The 22006-nt window shown below is 34.1% G+C and carries 21 protein-coding genes; 13 read left to right on the forward strand and 8 right to left on the reverse strand.

Features of this window, described 5'->3' with window-relative positions:
• Positions 1–15: 15 nt before the first annotated feature.
• Genes AC1RRN_RS06170 through moaA form a run of 8 tightly spaced genes read left to right on the forward strand, consistent with a single transcriptional unit; the run spans position 16 to position 5473 of the window.
• Entirely contained in the window at positions 16–588 is a 573-nt protein-coding gene (locus AC1RRN_RS06170) for a molybdenum cofactor guanylyltransferase (RefSeq protein WP_492966467.1), read from the forward strand.
• Positions 589–593: 5 nt separating this feature from the next.
• Positions 594–1385 (forward strand): uroporphyrinogen-III C-methyltransferase, encoded by a 792-nt coding sequence (gene cobA / locus AC1RRN_RS06175; protein ID WP_492966468.1) that lies wholly within the window; start codon positions 594–596, stop codon positions 1383–1385.
• Positions 1385–1624, forward strand: coding sequence for a MoaD/ThiS family protein (locus tag AC1RRN_RS06180; RefSeq protein WP_492966469.1), 240 nt, complete (start codon positions 1385–1387; stop codon positions 1622–1624). The genes cobA and AC1RRN_RS06180 overlap by 1 nt, the downstream gene beginning before the upstream one ends.
• A 9-nt stretch (positions 1625–1633) precedes the next feature.
• Positions 1634–2713 carry a molybdopterin-synthase adenylyltransferase MoeB gene (gene moeB, locus AC1RRN_RS06185; protein ID WP_492966470.1) on the forward strand — a complete coding sequence of 360 codons (1080 nt, stop codon included), beginning with the start codon at positions 1634–1636 and terminating at the stop codon, positions 2711–2713.
• Positions 2714–2745: 32 nt separating this feature from the next.
• On the forward strand, positions 2746–3099 hold the full coding sequence (locus tag AC1RRN_RS06190) for a lysozyme inhibitor LprI family protein (RefSeq protein WP_492966471.1): 354 nt from the start codon (positions 2746–2748) through the stop codon (positions 3097–3099).
• A 35-nt stretch (positions 3100–3134) separates the two neighbouring features.
• Positions 3135–3572 (forward strand): molybdenum cofactor biosynthesis protein MoaE, encoded by a 438-nt coding sequence (locus AC1RRN_RS06195; RefSeq protein WP_072972525.1) that lies wholly within the window; start codon positions 3135–3137, stop codon positions 3570–3572.
• Positions 3565–4479, forward strand: a complete 915-nt coding sequence (gene moaCB / locus AC1RRN_RS06200; RefSeq protein ID WP_492966472.1) for a bifunctional molybdenum cofactor biosynthesis protein MoaC/MoaB — start codon at positions 3565–3567, stop codon at positions 4477–4479. The genes AC1RRN_RS06195 and moaCB overlap by 8 nt, the downstream gene beginning before the upstream one ends.
• Positions 4466–5473, forward strand: coding sequence for a GTP 3',8-cyclase MoaA (moaA, locus tag AC1RRN_RS06205; RefSeq protein WP_492966473.1), 1008 nt, complete (start codon positions 4466–4468; stop codon positions 5471–5473). Before moaCB ends, moaA begins: the two co-directional genes overlap by 14 nt.
• 189 nt (positions 5474–5662) lie before the next feature.
• Here the strand turns inward: moaA and AC1RRN_RS06210 are convergent, their stop codons facing one another.
• From AC1RRN_RS06210 to AC1RRN_RS06220, 3 genes are all read right to left on the reverse strand, one after another.
• A complete protein-coding gene (locus tag AC1RRN_RS06210) occupies positions 5663–6304 on the reverse strand; it encodes a hypothetical protein (RefSeq protein ID WP_492966474.1) in 642 nt (213 codons plus the stop codon).
• A gap of 158 nt (positions 6305–6462) precedes the next feature.
• Entirely contained in the window at positions 6463–7893 is a 1431-nt protein-coding gene (locus tag AC1RRN_RS06215; RefSeq protein WP_492966475.1) for a rubredoxin, read from the reverse strand.
• Positions 7894–8204: 311 nt separating this feature from the next.
• Positions 8205–11723, reverse strand: coding sequence for a molybdopterin-dependent oxidoreductase (locus AC1RRN_RS06220; protein ID WP_492966476.1), 3519 nt, complete (start codon positions 11721–11723; stop codon positions 8205–8207).
• A gap of 187 nt (positions 11724–11910) precedes the next feature.
• On the opposite strand from AC1RRN_RS06220, the gene AC1RRN_RS06225 reads away from it, so the two are divergent.
• From AC1RRN_RS06225 to AC1RRN_RS06245, 5 genes are all read left to right on the forward strand, one after another.
• Positions 11911–12615: a Crp/Fnr family transcriptional regulator gene (locus AC1RRN_RS06225; RefSeq protein WP_492966477.1), complete on the forward strand. Its 705-nt coding sequence runs from the start codon at positions 11911–11913 to the stop codon at positions 12613–12615.
• A gap of 584 nt (positions 12616–13199) precedes the next feature.
• Entirely contained in the window at positions 13200–14639 is a 1440-nt protein-coding gene (locus AC1RRN_RS06230) for an alginate export family protein (RefSeq protein WP_492966479.1), read from the forward strand.
• Positions 14640–14667: 28 nt separating this feature from the next.
• Positions 14668–15897, forward strand: coding sequence for a CmpA/NrtA family ABC transporter substrate-binding protein (locus tag AC1RRN_RS06235; protein ID WP_492966480.1), 1230 nt, complete (start codon positions 14668–14670; stop codon positions 15895–15897).
• A gap of 24 nt (positions 15898–15921) precedes the next feature.
• A complete protein-coding gene (gene ntrB / locus AC1RRN_RS06240) occupies positions 15922–16809 on the forward strand; it encodes a nitrate ABC transporter permease (RefSeq protein WP_492966481.1) in 888 nt (295 codons plus the stop codon).
• 108 nt (positions 16810–16917) lie between these two features.
• On the forward strand, positions 16918–17724 hold the full coding sequence (locus AC1RRN_RS06245) for an ABC transporter ATP-binding protein (protein WP_492966482.1): 807 nt from the start codon (positions 16918–16920) through the stop codon (positions 17722–17724).
• A gap of 59 nt (positions 17725–17783) precedes the next feature.
• Here the strand turns inward: AC1RRN_RS06245 and AC1RRN_RS06250 are convergent, their stop codons facing one another.
• The 5 genes from AC1RRN_RS06250 to AC1RRN_RS06270 form a co-directional block, all read right to left on the reverse strand.
• On the reverse strand, positions 17784–18407 hold the full coding sequence (locus tag AC1RRN_RS06250; RefSeq protein WP_492966483.1) for a class I SAM-dependent methyltransferase: 624 nt from the start codon (positions 18405–18407) through the stop codon (positions 17784–17786).
• Positions 18408–18410: 3 nt separating this feature from the next.
• Entirely contained in the window at positions 18411–19124 is a 714-nt protein-coding gene (locus AC1RRN_RS06255; protein WP_492966484.1) for an endonuclease/exonuclease/phosphatase family protein, read from the reverse strand.
• Positions 19125–19153: 29 nt separating this feature from the next.
• A complete protein-coding gene (locus AC1RRN_RS06260) occupies positions 19154–19522 on the reverse strand; it encodes a hypothetical protein (RefSeq protein WP_492966485.1) in 369 nt (122 codons plus the stop codon).
• A 673-nt stretch (positions 19523–20195) separates the two neighbouring features.
• Entirely contained in the window at positions 20196–20561 is a 366-nt protein-coding gene (locus AC1RRN_RS06265) for a hypothetical protein (RefSeq protein WP_492966486.1), read from the reverse strand.
• 138 nt (positions 20562–20699) lie between these two features.
• On the reverse strand, positions 20700–21968 hold the full coding sequence (locus AC1RRN_RS06270) for an alginate export family protein (RefSeq protein ID WP_492966487.1): 1269 nt from the start codon (positions 21966–21968) through the stop codon (positions 20700–20702).
• Positions 21969–22006: the final 38 nt, after the last annotated feature.

Here is a 22006-nt window from a genome sequence, read left to right on the forward strand (position 1 = left end):
TGAAACAAAAAAATTATGGAAACACTAACAGTATTTATTCTTTGTGGAGGAAAAAGTTCCCGAATGCAGTCAGAGAAAGGATTGGTACTGTTTAAGGGAAAACCATTTATTGAACATATTATTCAGGCAATTTTGCCTATTTCAGAACAAATAAAATTAATAACGGCAACCAAAGAATATGATTATTTGCCTTATGAAAAAATACCCGATATCGTTTTAGATAAAGGACCTTTAGGTGGAATATATACGGCATTGATAAATTCTGAAACCGAATTTAATTTGATATTGAGTTGTGACATTCCGTTAATATCAACAGAGTTATTGTCAGAACTAATTTCAAAACATAACAATGAAGCTGAAATCACAGTTTTTGCTTCAGAAAGCAGATTACATCCGTTGATCGGGATTTATTCTAAAAAAGTATTGCCCGTTATCAAAAGCGCAATTGATAACGATGAATTAAAAATGATGGATTTGCTGGCGAAGATTCCGCACCAAATCCTCAATATTGACGAAAGTGAAAACTTTCATCTCACCAACATCAATTCGGTAGACGAATTAAATGACCTGAATATCAATTTAAGTTAAAAGTTATGCGAAACTCAAAAACACCAAAATTAACAATTGTAGGCGCAGGTCCTGGAGATGTTGAATTGATTACATTAAAAGCAATAAAAGCATTAGAAAATGCTGATGTTGTTTTATACGATGCATTAGTAAACGAAGAATTATTGCAATATGCTACAAATGCAGAAATTGTTTTTGTAGGCAAACGTCTGGGCTGTCATGCTTATACACAGGATCAGATTAACGAATTGATTGTTTCGATGGCAAATCGTTACGGTCATGTAGTAAGACTTAAAGGCGGCGATCCTTTTATTTTTGGAAGGGGAAGTGAAGAAATTGATTATGTAGAAAAATTTGGCTTGGAAACGGCTGTTGTTCCCGGAATTTCATCTGCTTTAGGGGTTCCTGCTTCGGTTGGAATTAGTTTGACACAGCGTCAAATTGCCGAGAGTTTTTGGGTAATAACGGGTACAACTTCAGATCATAAATTGTCGAAAGATGTATATTTGGCTTCAAAGTCTGCTGCGACAGTAGTAATTTTGATGGGAATGCATAAATTAGAAGAAATCATTTCAATTTATAAAGAGAATAGAACAGACGACTTACCAATTGCTATCATTCAAAACGGAACAAAAAATACAGAGCAAAAAGTAGTAGGAACTATCAGTTCAATTGGTAAATTGGTGGCAGAAAAGAAGATTTCTTCTCCCGCCATTATCGTGATTGGAGAAGTGGTAAAAAATACTTCAAAATTGACATCCTATTTTCAGGAGCATTTTGATGACGAATTTATTTTTCAGAATTTAAATTTAGAGTAATGATTGAAATTAAATATTTTGGAGCTGTAGCTGAAAAGACCAAATGTGAATTCGAAAAAATCCCTTTTTCTGAAGAAGCTTCGCTGCAACAATTATTAAAGGATTTAGATATAAAATATCAGTTTGAATCCCTTAATTTTAGTGTAGCGGTCAATCAAAAAATAGTGCCAAAAACAACCGATTATAAATTACAAACAAGCGATGTTGTCGCGCTATTACCACCTTTTGCAGGCGGCTAAATGAATTTTATGAATGATTCAACACGTTATAACCGACAAATAATTCTGCCTGAAATAGGAGAGGAAGGTCAGTACAAATTATCGAAGGCAAAGGTCTTAATAATTGGTGCAGGCGGTTTGGGTGCTGCTGTTTTGCCTTATTTGGCTGCAGCCGGAATAGGTGAAATCGGGATTGTTGATGACGATGTTATTGAACTTTCTAATTTACAGCGACAAGTGATTTATAAAACTTCAGCTGTTGGAAAACATAAAGTTGACGAAGCCAAATTAATGGCTTCAGAATTAAATCCGTTGGTAAAAATCAATGCAATTGCAGAAAAATTATCAGCAAAAAATGCCATTTCATTATTTGAGAAATATGATATTATAGTTGATGCGACAGATAATATTTTTATAAAGTATCTAATAAATGATGCTTGTATTGTTACCAATAAACCAACGGTTTACGGATCTATTTTCAGATTCCAGGGACAGGTTTCGGTTTTTAATTATCAAAACGGACCAACCTACAGATGTTTATATCCAGATGAAAACAACGAATCATTAAATTGTGCAGATGCCGGAGTAATTGGAATTTCAGTTGGAATTATAGGAATGTTTCAAGCAAATGAAGTGATCAAAATGGTTCTGGAAATAGGCGAGGTGTTGAGTGGTAAAATACTGGTTTATAATATTTTAAACAATGAACAGCAAAAGTATGACTTTGAGAAGAATACGATTATTAAACTTGATAAAACAGCTTTTGAAGAAAAATATAAATTGATTGAAAATCAGTTAGAAGAAATTGCTGCTACAGCTATTTTAAATGAAATTGATAATGATGAGGTTTTATTTTTGGATGTTAGAAATGAAGACGAACTTCCGAAAATTAATTTCAAAAATGGAATTCAGATTCCGCTAATGAATTTAGAAAACGAAATTGAAAAACTGGATCCAAATCAAACGATTTATATTTATTGCCAATCTGGAATAAGAAGTAAAATAGCAGTTGAACTGCTTCAGAAAAAGAATTTTAAAAACATAAAAAGTATTATTGGGGGAGCTTTGAAATTGAAGCAATTTTTAAATGAAGAAAAGATTTTTATCTAAAACTTAAATTACGAACCAATCCAAATAAAACAATGACAAGAATATTTTTAGCCTTAGTTTTAATTTTTTGTTGTACTCAATTATCTTTTTCACAAACACGTGAAGATGCTACAGGCGAAACAGGGCTTTATAGAGAATATGAAAAAGCAGATAAAGAACTAAATGTTGTTTATAATAAACTGAAAAAAAAATTGAGTAAAGTTGACCAAATTGCTTTAACTAATGCTCAAAAAGATTGGATTAAATTTAGGGATTCTAACTGTAAATTTAAAAGTTATGCTGAGGATGAAGGTGGCGTGATTGCCAACAAAATGAATATTGATTGTTTAACACAAGCAACTATAAGCAGAGCTAAAGAATTAAAAGAATTAATTGAAGGTTTTTAATGTGGCAATAAAAAACATTCAAAAAATAAAAAAAAATGAGTAAAAATGTATTTGTAGAAGGACCAATTGCTCCTGAATTTATAGCGGAGTCAATCGCCAAACATCAATCAAAACATACAATTGGTGCGCATAATATTTTTTTGGGACAAGTTCGTGCTGATGTAATTCACGATAATACTGTTGTCGCGATTGATTATTCAGCTTATACCGATATGGCAAATGAAGCTTTACATGCAATTCGCGAAAAGGCTTTCGCTAAATTCGACTTAACCTGTATGCACATTTATCATAGTTTGGGCGTTGTAAAAGCGGGTGAAATTTGCTTGTTCGTATTTGTTTCCGCAACACGAAGAAAACAAGTTTATGAAGCAACAGAAGCCATCGTAAACTGGATCAAAACAGACGTGCCGATTTTTGGTAAGGAAATGTTTGAAAACGATACATTCACCTGGAAACAAAATACTAATGGTTGATATTACGCATAAAATAAACACATTAAGAACCGCAACAGCAACCGCAATTGTCAAAGTCAGCAAACAGGAAACAATTGATGCAGTTATAAACAATTTGGTTCCGAAAGGAAATGTACTGGAAATGGCCAAAACGGCTGGATTATTTGCGGTTAAAAATACCCATTTATCCATTCCGGATTGTCATCCCATTCCAATTGAATTTACTTCGATAGAATATAAAATTGAAGGTTTGACCATTCAGATTATTTTCAATGTAAAAACCGTTTACAAAACAGGTGTTGAGGTTGAAGCGATGCACGGCGCATCAATAGTAGCTTTGACGATGTACGATATGTTGAAACCAATCGATAAAGAAATCGAAATTTCAACAATAAAATTAATCAACAAAGAAGGCGGAAAATCTTCTTTCAAAAATAAATTTCCAAACGCGATAAAAGCCGCAGTTTTTGTTTGTTCCGATTCCATTTTTGCTGGAGATAAAGAAGATCGTTCCGGGAAAATCATCGTTGAAAAACTGGATTCTTACGGAGTTGAAACAGCCCATTATGAGGTTATTCCGGATGAAATTGATATTATTCAGGAAAAAACAAAAGCTTTCGCCAAAGAACATCAGTTGGTAATTTTTACTGGCGGAACAGGATTATCGCCAAGAGACGTAACACCGGAAGCATTGTCGCCATTATTAGAAAGCAGAATACCGGGAATTGAAGAAGCTATTCGCAATTACGGACAACAAAGAATGCCGTATGCAATGTTATCAAGAACTGTTGCAGGAACATTAGGAAAAAGTTTGGTTTTGGCTTTGCCGGGATCAACCAATGGAGCCAGAGAATCAATGGATGCTGTTTTCCCTCATGTAATGCACGTTTTTCATATTTTAAAAGGAAAAAATCATGACACCCTCTAAAAACATTTTAACGGATGATTTTGGGCGAAAACACAATTATTTGCGTATTTCGTTACTGGAGAAATGCAATTTGCGTTGTACGTATTGCATGCCTGCAGATGGAATTGCATTGTCTCCAAAAGCCAGTTTAATGACAGCTGATGAGATTTTTGCTTTGGCTCAGACTTTCGTAGAAAATGGCGTTGATAAAATTAGATTAACCGGTGGAGAACCTTTGTTAAGAAAAGATTTTCCGGAGATTATTTCGAAATTATCAACTTTAGAAACTTCACTTTCCATTACTACCAATGGTATTTTAATCGATCGCCATATCGATGCTTTAAAAGAAGCTAAGATTAAAAAAATCAATTTAAGTTTAGATACTTTGGTGTCAGCTAAATTTCATACTATAACGCTTCGAAATCAATTTGAGAAAGTAATAGATAATTTGCATTTGCTTCTGAATAATGATTTTCAGGTAAAAGTAAATGTAGTTTTGATGAAAGGTTTCAATGAAAATGAAATTACTGATTTTGTTCAATTAACACAGTTTTTGCCTATTTCAGTTCGATTTATTGAGTTTATGCCATTTGCCGGAAATGAGTGGGACAGAAGCAAAATGGTATCGCAAAATGAGATTTTATCAGAGGTAAATAACGTATTTTCATCTGAGGATATTCAAAAATTAGAAGACGAAAAAAACTTCACTGCAAGAACCTACAAAATAAAAGATTTTCAGGGTGATTTCGGAATTATAAGTTCTATTACAAATCCGTTTTGTGATGGCTGCAACAGAATCCGCCTGACGGCAAACGGAAAAATAAAAAATTGTCTTTTCTCTAATTCAGAAACTGATTTACTGACGCCTTTTAGAAATGGCGAATCAATTACAGATTTGATTTCTCAATCTATTAAAAATAAGAAAAAAGTCAGAGCCGGAATGGTTACTGTTTCTGAAATGGACGACCCGTCTCTTCATTTTGATAATCGTAGTATGATTGCGATTGGGGGGTAATCTTTTTTTACTTCTAAGTCTTTACATAATCTTGTCATCCCGAGGAACGAGGGATCACACTAGAAACTCCGCAAAGAATGTCGCCAATCTTTGTCGAATCCCGAGTGTGATCCCTCGTTCCTCGGGATGACAAACGATAGGTTCAAAACAAAAAAAGGCTCAACTTTTAAGTCAAACCTTTTCTAAATATTATTTTTTCTTTTTATCTTTTGATTTACCTTTTTTAGCTTTTTCTTTTTCTGCTTTTTTGGCTTTAGCCTTTGCTTTCTTTTCCTTTTCTTTTTTAGCTTTTTCTTTCTTTTTAGTTTCAGCTTTTAGTTTTGCTTTTTTGGCTTTTTCCAGTTTTTTTATAACTGCTTTAATGGCTTTTTCTCTTTTCTTAGCCTTTTCTTTTTTCTCTTTTAGCTTAGTTTTTATCTTTTTGTCTTTCGATTTGTTTTTTACAATTTCTAAAGCAATTTCTTCAATATTTAAAACGGCTTGATTATCTCCAGGTTTATCAATTGTTTTAATTTCAATTATTTCCGGAGTTACTTCTGCTGTTTTTGGTGTAGATGTGGTTACTCTTTTAACGACTGCTTTAGGAGTCGTTTTTGAGGCTGGTTTTACCGGAGTTTTGGCAGGTGCTTTTACAGTCGCTTGCGGAGCTTTAGCCGCAGTTCTTGGTGCTCTTTTGACTGGAGCTTTTGGCGTTGTCGCTTTCGGCGCTGAAGTTTGGATGGCCGGTTTAGCCTCTGCTGTAGTAGTAGTTTTAGTAGTTTCTTTTGCAGGTTCTGTTGCTGGTGTTTCAGTATTTTTTACGGCTGGGGTTCTGGTTGTTCTTTTTATCATAGCAGTATGTTTTATTGAGTAAATAGATTTTAACTAATTGATTATCATAACAAATCAATTAAGTTGTTACAACATTAAATTTTAGCTAAGCTAAATTTAAGCAATATTTGCATACGTAAATGTTAAGATTTTCCTTAAGAATCTGATTGCTCACACAATTAGTTTTCTACAGCCTCCAGAATTTTAAAATTACTCTTTGGCGCTTCGCATAAGGAACAACAATAACTTTCAGCTAAATCTGTAAATAAAATTCCTTTTGGAATTCCTTGGCTTTCATCACCATATTCTGAATTATAAAGCGATAGACATTCCTGGCATTGGTAAATATCCAATTGAGTTTTTTCTTTTTTCTGAGTATTTTCTGTTGACTCTGCAACTGAATTTCCAAGCTCTTCAAAGTATTTTCGACTTAATTCAATTAAAATAGTTGGTAACTCTAACTTGTCAATATCTTGCGAATGCACAATATATTCTCTTGTATTGGGATCGAAATTCTTTGCAAATAAAACATTATAAGTATCACGAATTTTAATCGACTCAAGATCCTTTGGTAATTCATTTTTTTCAACTACAATAGAAGTGAAATAATGACCGTCACGATTGTATTCAGAAATTCCAAAAGTCAATCCGTAGGTACTAATATCAAATTGATCAAGCGTTCGTACCAAAAAGGTTTTCAGGTTCAAAGCCCATTCCATAGCCACTGGTAAATGCCAATTTAATTCTAATAAAGAGTGACGAACATTGATTCCTTTTTTGCCTAAAAATTTCTCCCATTCCAGTTTTCGATCCTTTGGAATACCTTTTACAATAAACGATTTCCATGGCGTAATACATATTTTTCCGATTTTGCAATCAAAACATAAATCGCACATTTCTTTCAGGAAATCTAAATCGTATAAATTATTTCTCCAATATAAACCTAACCAATATTGATCAATACCCATTCGGTTCATTCCTTCGTAGTATGGAAAAGGATAAAACGGAACATTTAACGGTTTGTCAATTGTTCTGTTATTGGTGTCTAATGCTTCGCTGACCAGGCTGAAAATCATATCAATTCCATATGATTCTTCAGATACAATTTTTTCTATTTCGTAATAAAAAGTAGCAATATCCCAGCTGTAAATCAAAACAGGATAAACTTCCATGCGCTCCCATTTTGGCAAACGAATGTATAAATACCAATAATCTTCATGCTCTGAAGCAATAAAATTTAAATGGCCGGTAAACAAAGGAACTAACTGTTGCTTAGGATCATTGATGTTAACTTTTAACTTTGGCTGTTCCTTAAATTGTTCTAAAATATATAGGAATTTGTTTCCAGTAAGCCAATTGGTATTTCTGAAAATATCAGTTGAGACATACGATGAAACGATGTTGTTACCGCTTTTTTCATTTGGAAAAACAAAATGATGTTTCCCAATTTTTTCTTTGCTGGATAGATTTAATCCTTTTGGAAAAATAATATCCTGCCTTGAACCAAATGAAATCGAGTCCAAACCATGATCCATTGCCATATTGACTACTTCTCGTAATTCTCCCGGCGAAATAACGCCCCCTTTTACTATTAATCTTGTCAATTCCATACCTTTTTTGTTTCAGGTTTATTTTTGTTTCAGGTTTCACGTTTTAGGTTCGTTAGATTGTGTTGATCTAACCACAGAGTTCACAAAGGTTTTCACAAAGTTTCACAAAGGTTTATATTCTGTGTAAATTGTTTTTACCGAAAAAAGATCACAAAGCTATGCACTAAAATCATTACTCAAACCTTTGTGAACTTTGACTATTTATTAAGCAAAAATTAAAAATCTCTGCGCAACTTTGTGAAAACCTTTGTGAACTCTGTGGTAAAATTTATGTTCAAAGCAAAGTAACTTGAAACCTAAAACAAAAGAAACTAAATTTTACACTTCGCGAGTATCTCTTTTACTTCTGTTTTACAACTTCCGCAGCCTAATCCTGCGCCGGTGTTTTTGCATAAATCGGTGAAGTTGTTGACGCCGCCTTTAATGGTTTCCTCTATATTTCCGGCTCCAACCTGACTGCAGGAACAGACTAATTTCCCTAAAACAGGTTTAGCGTTTGAACTTCCTCTTAAGAGTGAATTTCTCTTGTCAGACAATTCGATTTTGCTTTCGATCATCGTTTTGAATTCGGCAAATTCATTCTTGTCTCCCATTAAAATGGCTCCAACTAGCAAATCATTTTTAACGATGCATTTTTTGTAATAACGTTGTTTTAAATCGGCAAAAACAATTTCTTCGTAAGAATCATCGTTTTCCGGAATTTCAATATCTCCAATGCTACACAGATTAATATCTTCGAGTTTTAGAATATTCATTAAAACGGAGCCTTTGTAATAACTGCTAATATCTCCTGCTAAATAGTTCGCTAAAATATCAGCCTGTTCCTCAGCGGCAGAAGTGATTCCGAATAGTTTATTATCAAATTCGGCTATTTCTCCAATAGCATAAATATCAGGATTTGAAGATTGTAAATACTGATTTACTTTTACACCACGACCACACGCAAGTCCGGTTTCGCGTGCAATTTCGATATTAGGAATAGTACCAATGGTATAAACGATCGTATTTGCTGTAATGATTCTGCCACTTTTTAAGGCAATTTCTAATTCATTTGGATTGTTGGTTTCAAAAACGGTACTTACTTCATTATCAAAATAAATCTGAATATCACGAAGCTGAACTTCTTCTGCCAATAATTTACTTGAAATCAAATCTAACTGACGCTCCATTAAACGGGAAGCCCTTTGGATTATCGTGATTTTTACTTTTTTATGTTTTAAGGCTGCGGCCAATTCCAATCCTAATAAACCACCGCCAATAATAACTACATGTTGTTCTTCCGGAGGCAAATTAGTATTTTCTAAATAAGTTTTTAGTCGGTCTGCATCTTCTTTGCGGCGAACTGTAAAGCGTCCAGGCAAATGAAGTTGTGCATTTTCAGGAACAAACGGACGGCTTCCTGTTGCTAAAATCAAGGAATCGAAAGTATGAGTTTCGCCTAAACTATCAGTTATTGTTTTTGCGGTTGCATTTATTTTGTCGATCGCCACACCCGTTTTCATGGTGATTTTTAATTTGCTTAAAGCTTCACCGTCTTTTACTTTTAATAATTGTTCCCAGGTAAATTCGCCTGTCATGTATTCCGGCAATAAAACGCGATTGTAAAACGGATTTACTTCATTCGAAAAAACAATAATTTCATCTGTCGAATTGAATTCACGGTAATTTTGAATAAAACGGAAAGAAGCGGCTCCGGCACCCACAATGACAATTTTCTGGAACGGTTTTACGTATTTGGTAATGTTGACCGTTGTGTATTTAAAATCCGGTTCTTTTGAAACAGGATCAACAACAGTATTGGTTAAATTATTCGTACGGTTCAAATCATTATCAAGCTGTTTTCCCCAATGCATTGGCAGAAAAACCACTTTTTCCCTGATTGAATCGGTTACTTTTGCTTTTACGCGAACTTCTCCATTTTTACTCGAAACGATCACAATGTCACCATTTTTGATGTCATTTTTATAAGCATCAATCGGGTTGATTTCTAAAACCGGACTTGGTGTATGCGTCATCAAACGGGATACTTTTCCGGTCTTTGTCATTGTATGCCATTGATCACGAACTCGTCCTGTAGTTAAGATAAATGGAAATTGCGGACTTGGTTGCTCCGAAGTATTTTCTATAGCCGTTGGTAAATTGAAAATTGCTTTTTTTGATGGCGTATAGAATTTTTTATCTGTGAAAAGGCGAGGCGTTCCAGGGTGTCCGTAATCAGGAACAGGCCATTGGAAAGTGCCTTCGGTTCTTAAACGATGATAATTTAAAAATGAAATATCAATATTTGTATTTTTGGTCAGTGCGCAATGTTCTTTATAAACTTCTTCGGCGCTATTGAAATTGAAACCATTGAAATTCATTTTTTTAGCAAAACGAATTAAGATTTCAATGTCCGGAAGCGCTTCTCCGGGCGCATTGATTCCTTTTGGCAAATAAGAGATACGACGCTCTGAATTTGTCATTGTGCCTTCTTTTTCTAACCAACCGGCGGCCGGCAATAAAAGATCGGCATATTTTGAGGTATCAGCATTGTGTGAAATATCCTGAACCACAACAAACTTAGCATTTTGCAAAGCTTTTTCAATACGTCGGGAATCAGGTAAACTCACCATTGGGTTGGTACAGATAATCCAGACGGCTTTCATTTTTCCTGATTCTAAAGCTTCAAACATTTCGGTTGCTGTTAATCCGGGTTTATCTGAAATTTCGTCAACTCCCCAAAAATCAGCAACTTCTTTACGATGCTCCGGATTTGCAATGTCTTTATGCGCTGCTAGAAGTGTTGACATTCCGCCCACTTCACGTCCTCCCATTGCGTTGGGCTGTCCTGTTAATGAAAAGGGGCCGGAACCCGGTTTACCGATTTGTCCGGTCAATAAAGATAAATTTAGTAATGCGGTATTTTTATCAACACCAACAGCACTTTGATTTAAACCCATTGCCCAAAGCGAAATAAAACCTTTTGCTTTTCCGATAATATCTGCGGCAAGTTTAATATCGTTTACTGAAATTCCGCAAAGTTTAGAAGCTTTTTCAAGCGAAGTGCCTAAAACTAAGTCTTTGTATTGTTTGAAATTCTCCGCATTATTTTTTACGAAATCATGGTCAACGTAACCTTTTTCGATAATACGTCTGGCAATAGCATGATATAAAATAATGTCAGATCCGGGAATAATTTGCAGATGTAAATCAGCGAAAGCAGCCGTATCTGTTCGTCTTGGATCAATTACAATAATTTTTATTTTTGGATTATTCTCTTTGTGTTTTTCAATTCTTCTGAATAAAATAGGATGGCACCAGGCCGGATTTGCACCGGTAATCAGAAAGGTATCTGCCAGTTCAATATCATCATAAGCAATTGGCACAGCATCTTCACCAAAAGTCTTTTTATAACCCACAACTGCAGAACTCATGCAAAGTCGTGAATTGGTATCTATATTATTGGTTTTTAAAAAACCTTTTACCAATTTATTTACCAGATAATATTCTTCCGTTAAACATTGGCCTGAAATATAAAAACCAACGCTGTCAGGTCCGTGTTTTTTGATGATAGAAGTAAAAACCGCTGCGGCACGATCAAGAGCGGTATCCCAGCTCACGCGTTCCAGCGGATAGGATTTGCTGCCACGCATTTCAGGATATAAAATTCGGTCAGAAGTATCATTAACTACGTAATGCAAATTCATTCCTTTCGAACATAACATTCCTTTGTTGACAGGATGATCTTTGTCGCCCGTAACCATCACGCCATTTTTGGCATCATTGGTAACGATAATTCCGCAGCCAACGCCACAATATGAACAGGTAGTTTTGATTTTGGTATTTTGCATTACAGCTTCTTTTTTAAATACAACTATAGTAATTATGCCCAGTCCTAAATGTCTCACGTATTTGACTTAGACAAAAATAAGTATTTTTACGTATAAATACGTATTTTTAGAAATTATTTTTCTATTTTTGATGAAAATAAATGAGGAACAACAAATTAGTTTTTAAATCGATTAAAATTTAGGACTCATGAAAGACGAGCAAGCCATTTGTTATTCCTGTGCCAATGAAAATTGTTTTATTAAAAAGCATCTGCATTTGGAACAAATGAAACAATATGTTCAGAAGAAACATAGTTTTGTTTGCAAAAAATCGCAGCAGTTTATCATTGAAGGCGCTCCAATTCAGGGACTTTATTTTATTTGTAAAGGAAAAGTAAAAACGGTTAAAACTGGAATTAATGGCCGTGAACAAATTGTTCGCCTTACTAAAAATGGAGATACAATTGGCTTTCGTGGTTTCGGAACCAGCAAACGTTATCTGATTGGCGCCTATGCTTTAGAGGATACTGTATTGTGTAATTTCAGCAATGAAACCATGATGGAAATTCTTCAAAATGTTCCCGAATTTACTTATGATTTAATGCTATTTTATGCCGATGAACTCAATAAAAGCGAAAACAATATCCGCAAAATTGCCCACATGAATGTACGTGAGCGTGTAATCGATTTGCTATTATACATCCACCGAAAATTCGGCCAGATAAACGGCCTAATTGAAATTGAACTTTCAAGAAAAGAAATCGCAGACTTCGCCGGAACTACTGAAGAACAAGTTATTCGCGTTTTATCAAGTCTAAAAAAAGAAGCCTTAATAAAAACTGTAGGCAAAAGAATTGGTATTCTCGCCATTCCAAAACTTCAGTCAGAAATCATGGAACATAAATATTTTTAGGAGAAGAAAAGTTTCAAATTTCAGGTTTCAAGTTTCAGGTTTTGACCTATTCCGGTTAAACTGTTAGTCATGTTTATTAAATTCATGTTCCAAATATAGCCCTAGGTTTCAACCCCGGAGACATATCGTTAATCATCTCATGCTCCCTACGGTTAAAACCGTAGGCTATGTTTTATATACATTCTTCAAATATAGCCCGAGGTTTCAACCTCGGGAAACGTATCGCTAATCTTTTTATGTACAACAGTTTAACCTTTGTCTAGATCCCGTCATCCAGCGTATTACCATCATTTCTATTCTAATAGTAAAATCACATTTCTCTATATTCTATTCTCTTTCTTCCAAAAAATATCTAATTATCTAATTCCCTCATTATCTAATTCTCCACTTAAGTTAAATTACGTAATTCAAGAAACCTCTTATTTTACGGTACTTCAAATTAACTTCATGCGAAAACGCAGAAAACAAATTGACTTTCAATCGCTTTTTTTGGGTTAAAAAAAATGTTTTGATATGGCATAAGTATTATACTTAAGTATTTATACGTATATAAATTTGCTTCATACAAATCAAAACACATTATTATGAGCAAATTAACCAAACTTATATTAAAAAAAGAAACAGCAATTTTTTCATCAAAATTTTCAAAATCTATTCTATTGGGTTTTGTACTTACAATGTTCGGAAGCTATGAAGCACAAGCACAATTTACACTTACAGGGCAGTTAAGAGACCGTGTCGAAATGCGTGCCGGACAAGGAACCCTGCAACAAGAAGGTGATAAAGCGGCTTTATTTACAAGTCAGAGAACACGATTAAATGCCGGATATTCAGGATATAGATTTAAAATTTTTGCCGCTTTGCAAGATGTTCGCGTTTGGGGACAAGATGCTTCCTCTATCAACAGAACAACGACAGAAGCCAATAACGGAATTTTATTGCACGAAGCATGGGCAGAGATCTTTTTGAACGATACCGTAAGTACGATTCAGAATCTGTCTATAAAAGCAGGACGCCAGGAAATCTCTTATGACGATCAAAAAGTCTTAGGAAGTTTAGATTGGTTACAACAAGGAAGACGTCATGATGCGATCGTCTTTAAATTTGCCAATAAAGGCTGGATTGCAGATATTGGAGCTGCTTTTAATCAGAATAAGGAAAACAATGCAGGAACGATTTACAATGGTACCAATCCGGCTTACGGCGCGGGAACCAACGGAATTGGAACTATGTACAAGTCGTTTCAATATGCTTATGTGGGAAGAAAATTCTTCTTCGGGGATTTGTCCTTTTTATTTTTCAAAGATGATTTCAACAAATACACTTTAGTAACCGCAGGAACACCGCCAGTGACTACAAAAGTAAACGGAACGGGAGTCTGGAGCCGAAATACAACCGGAATTTACTTCAATACAAATGTAACCCGAAAATTAAATTTGATGGGAAGTTACTATTATCAAGGCGGAAAAAATAAAGATGGACGATCATTAAACGCTAATTTGTTTTCGATTACGTCAACATTACAAGTAGGAAGAAAATTGTTTATTGGACCAGGAGTTGACTTTTTATCTGGAGATGATGGAACAAAGACAGTCACAGCCGATTCAAAAGACAATCGCTTTGATCCGCTTTACGGAACGCCTCATAAATTCTGGGGAAGCATGGATTATTTTTATGCTGCAAACGGTTTTGGAAAACAAGGCTTGCTGGATTACTTCTTCAAAATAAAATACAATGCCAAAGACAATCTAAGTTTCGCATTGGATATCCACGGTTTTGAATCGGCAAATACTTTATCCAATGGTGCTGGCGGAAAACTAAACTCTTATTTAGGGACCGAACTTGATTTACTGGTAAAATACAACCTAACCAAAATTATTAATATCGAAGCAGGTTATTCTTTCATGAAAGCCACAAATTCTATGGCGTCTGCAGCGGTTAAAAATGTTGCCAATGCCGACTTAAGCCCACAATTTGCTTATGTAATGCTAAATATTAAACCCAATTTTTTAGCTAAAAAATAATAATCAACAACTTTTAAATTTTGTAAAAATGAAAAAAATACAGATAAACACAACAGAAGTTTTCAAAAGAATAATGCTGACTTTAATACTCGTTTTAGCCGTTTCTTTTTCGGAAGTGTCAGCGCAAAATGATCCTGTAAAACTCGGATTTATTCCACTAACAGATTGTTCTCCGATTGTAATGGCAAAAGAATTAGGATTGTTTAAAAAGTACGGAGTAGAAGTAATCGTAACCAAAGAATCTTCATGGGCTAATGTTCGTGATAAAATTTTAACCGGTGAATTAGACGGAGCGCACTGTCTGTATTCAATGCCGTTTTCGGTTTACACCGGGGTAGGAGGAAAAGCAGGTTCTGAAATGAAAATCGCCATGATGCTGAATGTTAACGGTCAAGCCATTACACTTTCAAATGATTTTTGTGGTAAAGTAGGATTCAAACAAATGAATAAAGTTGCACCCGTTGTAACAGCCAAACTTAAGGCGGAAAAAGAAGTGACTTTTGCCATGACTTTTCCTGGAGGAACGCACGATTTATGGTTAAGAAACTGGATGGCTATTGCAGGTGTAAATCAAAAAACGTCTAAAATTATTACGATTCCGCCTCCGCAAATGGTAGCAAACATGAAAGTGGGAAATATGGATGGTTATTGCGTAGGCGAGCCTTGGGGCGGTGTTGCGGTAAAACAGGGAATTGGTTTTACTCAGGTAGCTTCGCAAGATATCTGGAAAGACCATCCTGAAAAAGCATTGGTTGTTAATAAGGAATTCAGCGAAAAACGCAGAACTGATTTGGTAAAAGTGATGAAAGCCGTTTTAGAAGCTTGTATTTGGCTGGACAATCCGGCTAATCGTAAAAAAGCGGCTGCCATAATAGGGAAAGCGCCTTATGTAAATGCTCCTGCAGATGTTATCGAAAATAGATTAATGGGAAATTACGATTTAGGTTGCAATCAGGGAACAGAAGTGTATGCTAAAGATTATATGTTGTTTTACAAAGGCGGTTTGGTTAATTATCCTAGAAAATCATACGCGATTTGGGCAATGGCACAATATGTTCGATTTGGATATTTGAAAGAAGCTCCAAATTATAAAGCAATCGCCGATAAATTGATTTTACAGGATTTATACGAAGAAGTGGCCAAAAGTATGAAAGTAAAAGTGCCAAATGATGATATGAAACCTTTCTCGTTAACGATGGATAAAACGGTTTTTGATCCTTCAAATCCGGCAGCATATTTAAAAGTAGTTAAAAAATAATTTTCAAATTTAAATCAGAATATCATGTCTAATAAAGATACTTTAACGCTAAACGATATCGCGGATCAAACAAAAGTTTTGATGAAAAACACCGCGATAGATAATGGACGAAATGAGAATTTAAAATTGATTTTAAATTCAATTGCTATTAAACTAAAATCTACTGCATTTGCAGGAATTGGAATCGCTTTGTTTATTGGTTTTTGGAGTTTATTGAGTCTTTTCACTAAAGATGCACTTCCCGGACCTTTGGCCACTTTTACCGTTTTAAAAGAAATGTTAAGCGATCCGTTTTATGATTACGGACCAAACGATAAAGGAATCGGACTGCAATTATTCAATTCCATAAAAACCGTTTTGTTAGGCTTTTTGTTAGGTTCTTTAGTAGCGATTCCAATTGGAATTTTGATGGGAGCGAGTACAATTTGCAAACAAATTATGTATCCAATTGTGCAGCTTTTAAAACCAGTTTCGCCTTTGGCATGGTTTCCAATTGGATTAGTTGTTTTTAAAGATACCGGTTTGGCAACGATTTTTATCGTTTTTATTACGTCTTTATGGTCGACTTTAATCAATACTTCTTTTGGAATCGCTTCAATTCCTCAGGACCATAAAAATGTAGCAAAAGCATTCGGTTTTTCTAAAATGCGTTATCTGACTAAAATTTTAATTCCGTTTAGTTTGCCACACATTATAACTGGATTACGTTTGAGTATCAGCGTTGCCTGGTTGGTAATTGTAGCCGGAGAAATGCTTTCAGGCGGAGCGGGAATAGGCTTTTTTGTGTGGGATAGCTGGAACGCCTTAAGTCTTGAAAAAGTAATTTCAGCCATTATCATCATCGGAATAGTGGGTTTATTATTCGATAAATTTTTCACTTACGTGGAAAATAAAGTGGCTTATAAAGCTTAATCAAGAGGTGCAAAGGTTCAAAGTTGCAAAGGGACAAAGGTTTTTAAACTTGAAACCTGAAACCTAGAGAAATCTAAAATCTAAAATCAACAATCTAAAATTACAAATATGAGTTATTTAGAAATCAAAAATTTAGAGATATCATTTCCAACTCCAAAAGGGAAATACATTGCTGTTCGTGATATTAATTTATCCATTCAAAAAGGAGAAATCATTTCGATTATCGGGCATTCGGGCTGTGGAAAATCGACTATTATGAATGCTATTGGCGGCATGCTGACACCAACCGGAGGTTCAGTAGAATTAGCAAGTCAAAAAATAAAAGGGCCGGGACCGGATCGCGGAATCGTTTTTCAGAATTACTCGCTTTTACCTTGGTTAACAGTAGAACAAAATATTTTTCAGGCTGTCGATTCGGTTATGAAATGTTCTAAAAAAGAAAAACACGAAATCGTGATTCAGAATTTAAAAATGGTGAATTTATTCGAACATAAAGATAAACTACCGGGACAACTCTCGGGCGGAATGAAACAACGTGTGGCTATTGCAAGAGCATTTGCCATAAATCCGGGAGTATTACTTTTAGATGAGCCTTTTGGGGCTTTAGATGCCTTAACAAAAGGGTCGATGCAATTAGAAGTTTTGAAATTATGGAACTTAGACAACAGAGAAAAAACAATTGTAATGATTACGCATGATATTGAAGAAGCGTTGTTTTTATCGGATAGGATTGTGGTGTTGAATAATGGTCCGGCATCGACAATAAGAGAAATTGTAGAAGTACATTTACCAAGACCGAGAAACAAAATCGAAATCGTAAAAATGCCTGAATATATTGCTTTAAGAGATAAATTACTGCATTTGTTGACAGACAAATTCTCTATTGAAGATATGGGAATGAAGTATAAAAATTAAAGAGAATTTAGTTGAGATGTTCTGTTGAGACGCAAAGATTTGCGTCTCAACATTATGATTTATTTTTTCTTTCCAACAAATCGAATAACAGAACCTTTTCCGTTATGGAACAATCCTTCGTTCAGTTCGATTTCTTTTTCTTCTAACTGAATGATTTCGTAGTTAGGAAAATCAGCTTTTATTTCTTCAATAGAAAACAAAGATTCAATGTCTTTTGGTCCTCCGACTTTATCATTTATCGCAAGATATTCTAAATGTTTTTTGCTGAACGCTTCAAAAATAATAATCCCGTCTTTTCTTAAATACGTTTCAAGTGTTTTATGAAGATTGGATTTGATTTCGGCTGGAAAATGAGCATAAATTAAAGCGATGGTATCAAATTGTTCCAGTTGATAATTTAGTGTTTCTAATGCACCAACTTTATAATCAATTTTTACATTGTTGGCTTCGGCGAGTTTAATAGCTTTGTTTTTTCCTTCCTCGCTGATATCAAAAGCCGCAACTTTCCAACCTAATTTTGCTGCATAAACAGCGTTTCTGCCTTCACCTTCAGCAGGAAAAAGAATGGTTCCGGCTTTTAGTTTTTCTATTTGTTCTTTAAAGAAATTATTGGGTTCCTCGCCATACGCAAATTCCTCATTGCTGTAGCGGTCGTTCCATCTTTCCGTCCACGTATCATTCATTATTTATAAATTAAAGTTAATAATTAAGGGTTTGTGATCACTATGTCTTGTCCAGTCGTGATAAATTCCAACTTCGACATGATCCAGAACTTCTATAAAATCATTTGAAGCAAAACAATAATCAAGATGATAAGGCTTGTTTTCGTGACGATAAAGATACAAAGTAGGATGCTCTTCTTTACCCTGAATTTGATTATAAAATTTATGATATGTGCTGTAGATTTTTTTTGATTCCAATTTGTTTACGACCGTTGTATGATTTCCTTCGCGGCGCGGTTTATCCCAAATAGTGTTACTGTTGAAATCGCCAATTAAAATCGTTTTGGTTTCCTTGATTAATTCTTCATAATAATTAATCGCTTTCCAAACCTGAGTTACATATTGACCGTCTTTATCTGCGGGATTATTGGCCCAAACGGCGAATAAAGTAAAATCAACTTTCCCGCCGGTAACGGCAATGGGCAGAATATTTTTAAAATTTGGATTATGGCAATCTAATAATTGAAAACGATAGTCACCATAAGATAAAACACCAATTCCTTTATGCGGATTTGTACCGTACCAAAGAATGTCGGTCGGTAGTTTTGTGTCGTCGGTAAATTTTAGTTTTTCAGGATTTTCACACTCAGAAATTACGACAATATCAGGATTGTAAGGCAGAATGAATTCTGCCTTTTTTCTGAATGCCATGTTGCAATTCCAGGCTATGAGTTTCATGTGGAAGGAGGTTTTTAGTTATGATTTATTTAATCTGAACCAATTAATTTTGTTTTTCCATTATTGATATCGACTTCAGCAAAATTATGTTTCCCAATAACTATAAGTAATTTATCAATATTATATTGGACATATCTTATTTGCGGATTTCCTACTTTTGGTTTTCCACAAACAGATATTACATTTGTTTGCCATATAACTTTTTTATTTTTGTAGGCAGAAATAGTTTGTAAATCCTTTTCGACATAATAAATAATATTACTTTGTTCAATGCCTCTTTTTTCTGTTTTCGAAAAATTTATCTCTGATTTTTTTGAAATTAAGTTCGTATTGTATTGAGCAAAGGTTGATTGAGATAGGATGAAAATGAGTAATAGTAATTGTGTAATTTTTGTCATAGAAAGGTTTAATTAGTCATTTTTAGCGTTTTATTCTCAGTAAGGTAAAACCTTTTTATAATATTCAGAATACAGTAATCTAAAATTAAAGATGATAATATAGTGAAAATGGCGATTAGTCTATAATTTACATTATAATGATGATAATGATAAATGTTGTTATTGTCGATTTCCGTTGTATATTTTATTATTTGAGAGTCTAAAAAGCAGAAGAAAAAGTAAAATAGAGTTAAAAGAAATGGAAGGATTAGAATTGGAATAAAATTGTTCTTTTTGGAACCTGAAAATTTTAAAATTATATATAATCCAATAGGGATTAAAGTTAATATAAAACCTAAATCTGGAACGAAAAAGCGAATTTCTTTTGCACCATAATATTGTAAATGATAGTTAGCAACTTTATAAATTATGGTTCGTGTTAATGTGCGATAATTTATATCATAAATAAGTCCGATTAAGAAAAATAGAATGATTGAAAAAAGTAAAATTATTTTATTTTTAAATTTCATTAGATTTAAAATAGTTTATTGTTTCCTATCAAATATACCCAAATAAAATAAAAAGTAAGTTTCTACAAGAGACAAAAAAATACCCTTTTTTCTTTTTGAAAAAAGGGTAAATTATATAAGTAAATGTTTAAAATCTATTTCTAAAAACTAAATTCTGCTTAATCTTAACCAACAAGTTTTGTTACACCACTATTAATATCAATTTCTGCAAAATTATGTTTTCCCATCACGATAAGTAGTTTGTCTGTATTGTATCCTACGTATCTTATTTGAGCTTCTCCACGTTTTGGTTCTCCGCAAACTGAAATTACATTGGTTTGCCATTTCAACTTACTTCCTTTGTAGGCAGATATGGTTTGTAAGTCGTTTTCAACATAATAAATAATGTTGTTTTTTTTAATTCCTCTTTTTTGTGTTCTTGCAAAATTAATTTCTGAGTTTTTTGAAATTAAAGTCTCATTGAATTTTTGGCCAATACCAGTGTGCGTTACAAAAAAGGTTAACATAGATAATTTTAAAAATTGTTTCATTTGGATAGAATTGGGGGTTCATAATCGATTCAAATATAATTAATTAAAGCAAATAATAACATTTTGTTAAGACAAAAAAAATACCCTTTTCCAGAAATAGGAAAAGGGTAAAATTTATAGGTTAATTTTAAAGAAAAACTATTTTTTCCAGCTAAAAATTCTAGGATTTACAGAAATCATCAACCAGGCCCAATTGTTGGTATGACCAGCATCTCCGGTTTTTAAAAATTCTAAGGTTTTTGAACCAAACATTTGAGAGTAACCTCCTGAAACTGTTATGTCTTTTTTGAAATTATATCCAAAAGTGGCATCGATCTCCGTTCCTAAATACGAGTCCAGTTTTTCGTTTTGAGGTAAAGGTGTAACAACATCTGCAGCAGATAAAAATACATGCGGAATCAAGGCAAACTGCCATTTGTTAACATTGTAGTTCAGTTTCAAAAAAGCATCTTGCAAACCAACACTGTTTAGATGACTGCCACCTACATAAAAATAATCCATGTATCCGTTAAAACCGTGGTTAGTTCCAAAAATAGGATTGAACGATTTAATTACAGCACTTCCGTCATTGGTCGCTTTTCCGGATAAAAATTCATATCCTAAACCAGCCTTAAAAGATTCTGTTACATTGTATCCAACATTTACGGCAGCATTCCAGGCGCTAACTTGTTTGTCTGTACTTTTTCCGGTTTGGCCATATAACCAAACATTTGTGTCTAATTTTCCTGTTTTATATGTCAAATAAGTTCCGAAAGTCTGCTTGTAATCAACTAATAATTTTGCGTCTGTGTTCGCATATTCATAACCAGTATTCAATAACAATAAGCTTGCTCCAAGTTTATCGAAAGCAGTATGATACCATGCATATTGCAATGCTTTATAATTGGCAACTGTGTAAGGTGTCTGAAAAGTATTTTCGGCAGTTGAATTATAAGCTCCTCCTAAATCTAATTGATTATTTCCTGAATGAAAAGAAACAGTCAATGCATCATGGCTTTGTGCCTGTTGTCCCCAGTCTTGTTCTCCCATAATACGTTGGTTATCGTACGAAAGTACCTGACGCCCCATTCTGGCGCTCCATTTTTCAGTAAAATCATATTGTGCCCAAGCTTCAAAAACAGCTACTCCGTTTTTGTCGGCTACTGCTGTTGTGGGAACATCTCCCCACGTTCTTGTGTTCTGAAACGTTAATTTTACAGTTAACTGTTCTTGTTTGTAATTGAAATTTAAACGAGAACGTTGTGAAATTTGAGAAGTTCCTTCCTGACCTTCGGGTAAAAGTGTTTTGTATCCGTTTCTGTACTCAAAACGAGGTCTAACTTGTAAATTTACATCTAATTCCTGTGCCTGAATTGAAGCACTCATTCCTCCCAATACTAGTAAAATAAGTATTCTTAGCTTTTTCATTTCTTTTTATTTTGATGAGTCGCAAATTTATAAGATTA

The organism is Flavobacterium sp. GW821-FHT11G01, from assembly GCF_058808175.1.

What these genes read in the sequence shown, in the direction of transcription:
- AC1RRN_RS06170 (WP_492966467.1), top strand. Translation starts at nt 16, where the DNA reads ATGGAAACACTAACAGTATTTATTCTTTGTGGAGGAAAAAGTTCCCGA.
- cobA (WP_492966468.1), top strand. Translation starts at nt 594, where the DNA reads ATGCGAAACTCAAAAACACCAAAATTAACAATTGTAGGCGCAGGTCCT.
- AC1RRN_RS06180 (WP_492966469.1), top strand. Translation starts at nt 1,385, where the DNA reads ATGATTGAAATTAAATATTTTGGAGCTGTAGCTGAAAAGACCAAATGT.
- moeB (WP_492966470.1), top strand. Translation starts at nt 1,634, where the DNA reads ATGAATGATTCAACACGTTATAACCGACAAATAATTCTGCCTGAAATA.
- AC1RRN_RS06190 (WP_492966471.1), top strand. Translation starts at nt 2,746, where the DNA reads ATGACAAGAATATTTTTAGCCTTAGTTTTAATTTTTTGTTGTACTCAA.
- AC1RRN_RS06195 (WP_072972525.1), top strand. Translation starts at nt 3,135, where the DNA reads ATGAGTAAAAATGTATTTGTAGAAGGACCAATTGCTCCTGAATTTATA.
- moaCB (WP_492966472.1), top strand. Translation starts at nt 3,565, where the DNA reads ATGGTTGATATTACGCATAAAATAAACACATTAAGAACCGCAACAGCA.
- moaA (WP_492966473.1), top strand. Translation starts at nt 4,466, where the DNA reads ATGACACCCTCTAAAAACATTTTAACGGATGATTTTGGGCGAAAACAC.
- AC1RRN_RS06210 (WP_492966474.1), bottom strand. Translation starts at nt 6,304, where the DNA reads ATGATAAAAAGAACAACCAGAACCCCAGCCGTAAAAAATACTGAAACA.
- AC1RRN_RS06215 (WP_492966475.1), bottom strand. Translation starts at nt 7,893, where the DNA reads ATGGAATTGACAAGATTAATAGTAAAAGGGGGCGTTATTTCGCCGGGA.
- AC1RRN_RS06220 (WP_492966476.1), bottom strand. Translation starts at nt 11,723, where the DNA reads ATGCAAAATACCAAAATCAAAACTACCTGTTCATATTGTGGCGTTGGC.
- AC1RRN_RS06225 (WP_492966477.1), top strand. Translation starts at nt 11,911, where the DNA reads ATGAAAGACGAGCAAGCCATTTGTTATTCCTGTGCCAATGAAAATTGT.
- AC1RRN_RS06230 (WP_492966479.1), top strand. Translation starts at nt 13,200, where the DNA reads ATGAGCAAATTAACCAAACTTATATTAAAAAAAGAAACAGCAATTTTT.
- AC1RRN_RS06235 (WP_492966480.1), top strand. Translation starts at nt 14,668, where the DNA reads ATGAAAAAAATACAGATAAACACAACAGAAGTTTTCAAAAGAATAATG.
- ntrB (WP_492966481.1), top strand. Translation starts at nt 15,922, where the DNA reads ATGTCTAATAAAGATACTTTAACGCTAAACGATATCGCGGATCAAACA.
- AC1RRN_RS06245 (WP_492966482.1), top strand. Translation starts at nt 16,918, where the DNA reads ATGAGTTATTTAGAAATCAAAAATTTAGAGATATCATTTCCAACTCCA.
- AC1RRN_RS06250 (WP_492966483.1), bottom strand. Translation starts at nt 18,407, where the DNA reads ATGAATGATACGTGGACGGAAAGATGGAACGACCGCTACAGCAATGAG.
- AC1RRN_RS06255 (WP_492966484.1), bottom strand. Translation starts at nt 19,124, where the DNA reads ATGAAACTCATAGCCTGGAATTGCAACATGGCATTCAGAAAAAAGGCA.
- AC1RRN_RS06260 (WP_492966485.1), bottom strand. Translation starts at nt 19,522, where the DNA reads ATGACAAAAATTACACAATTACTATTACTCATTTTCATCCTATCTCAA.
- AC1RRN_RS06265 (WP_492966486.1), bottom strand. Translation starts at nt 20,561, where the DNA reads ATGAAACAATTTTTAAAATTATCTATGTTAACCTTTTTTGTAACGCAC.
- AC1RRN_RS06270 (WP_492966487.1), bottom strand. Translation starts at nt 21,968, where the DNA reads ATGAAAAAGCTAAGAATACTTATTTTACTAGTATTGGGAGGAATGAGT.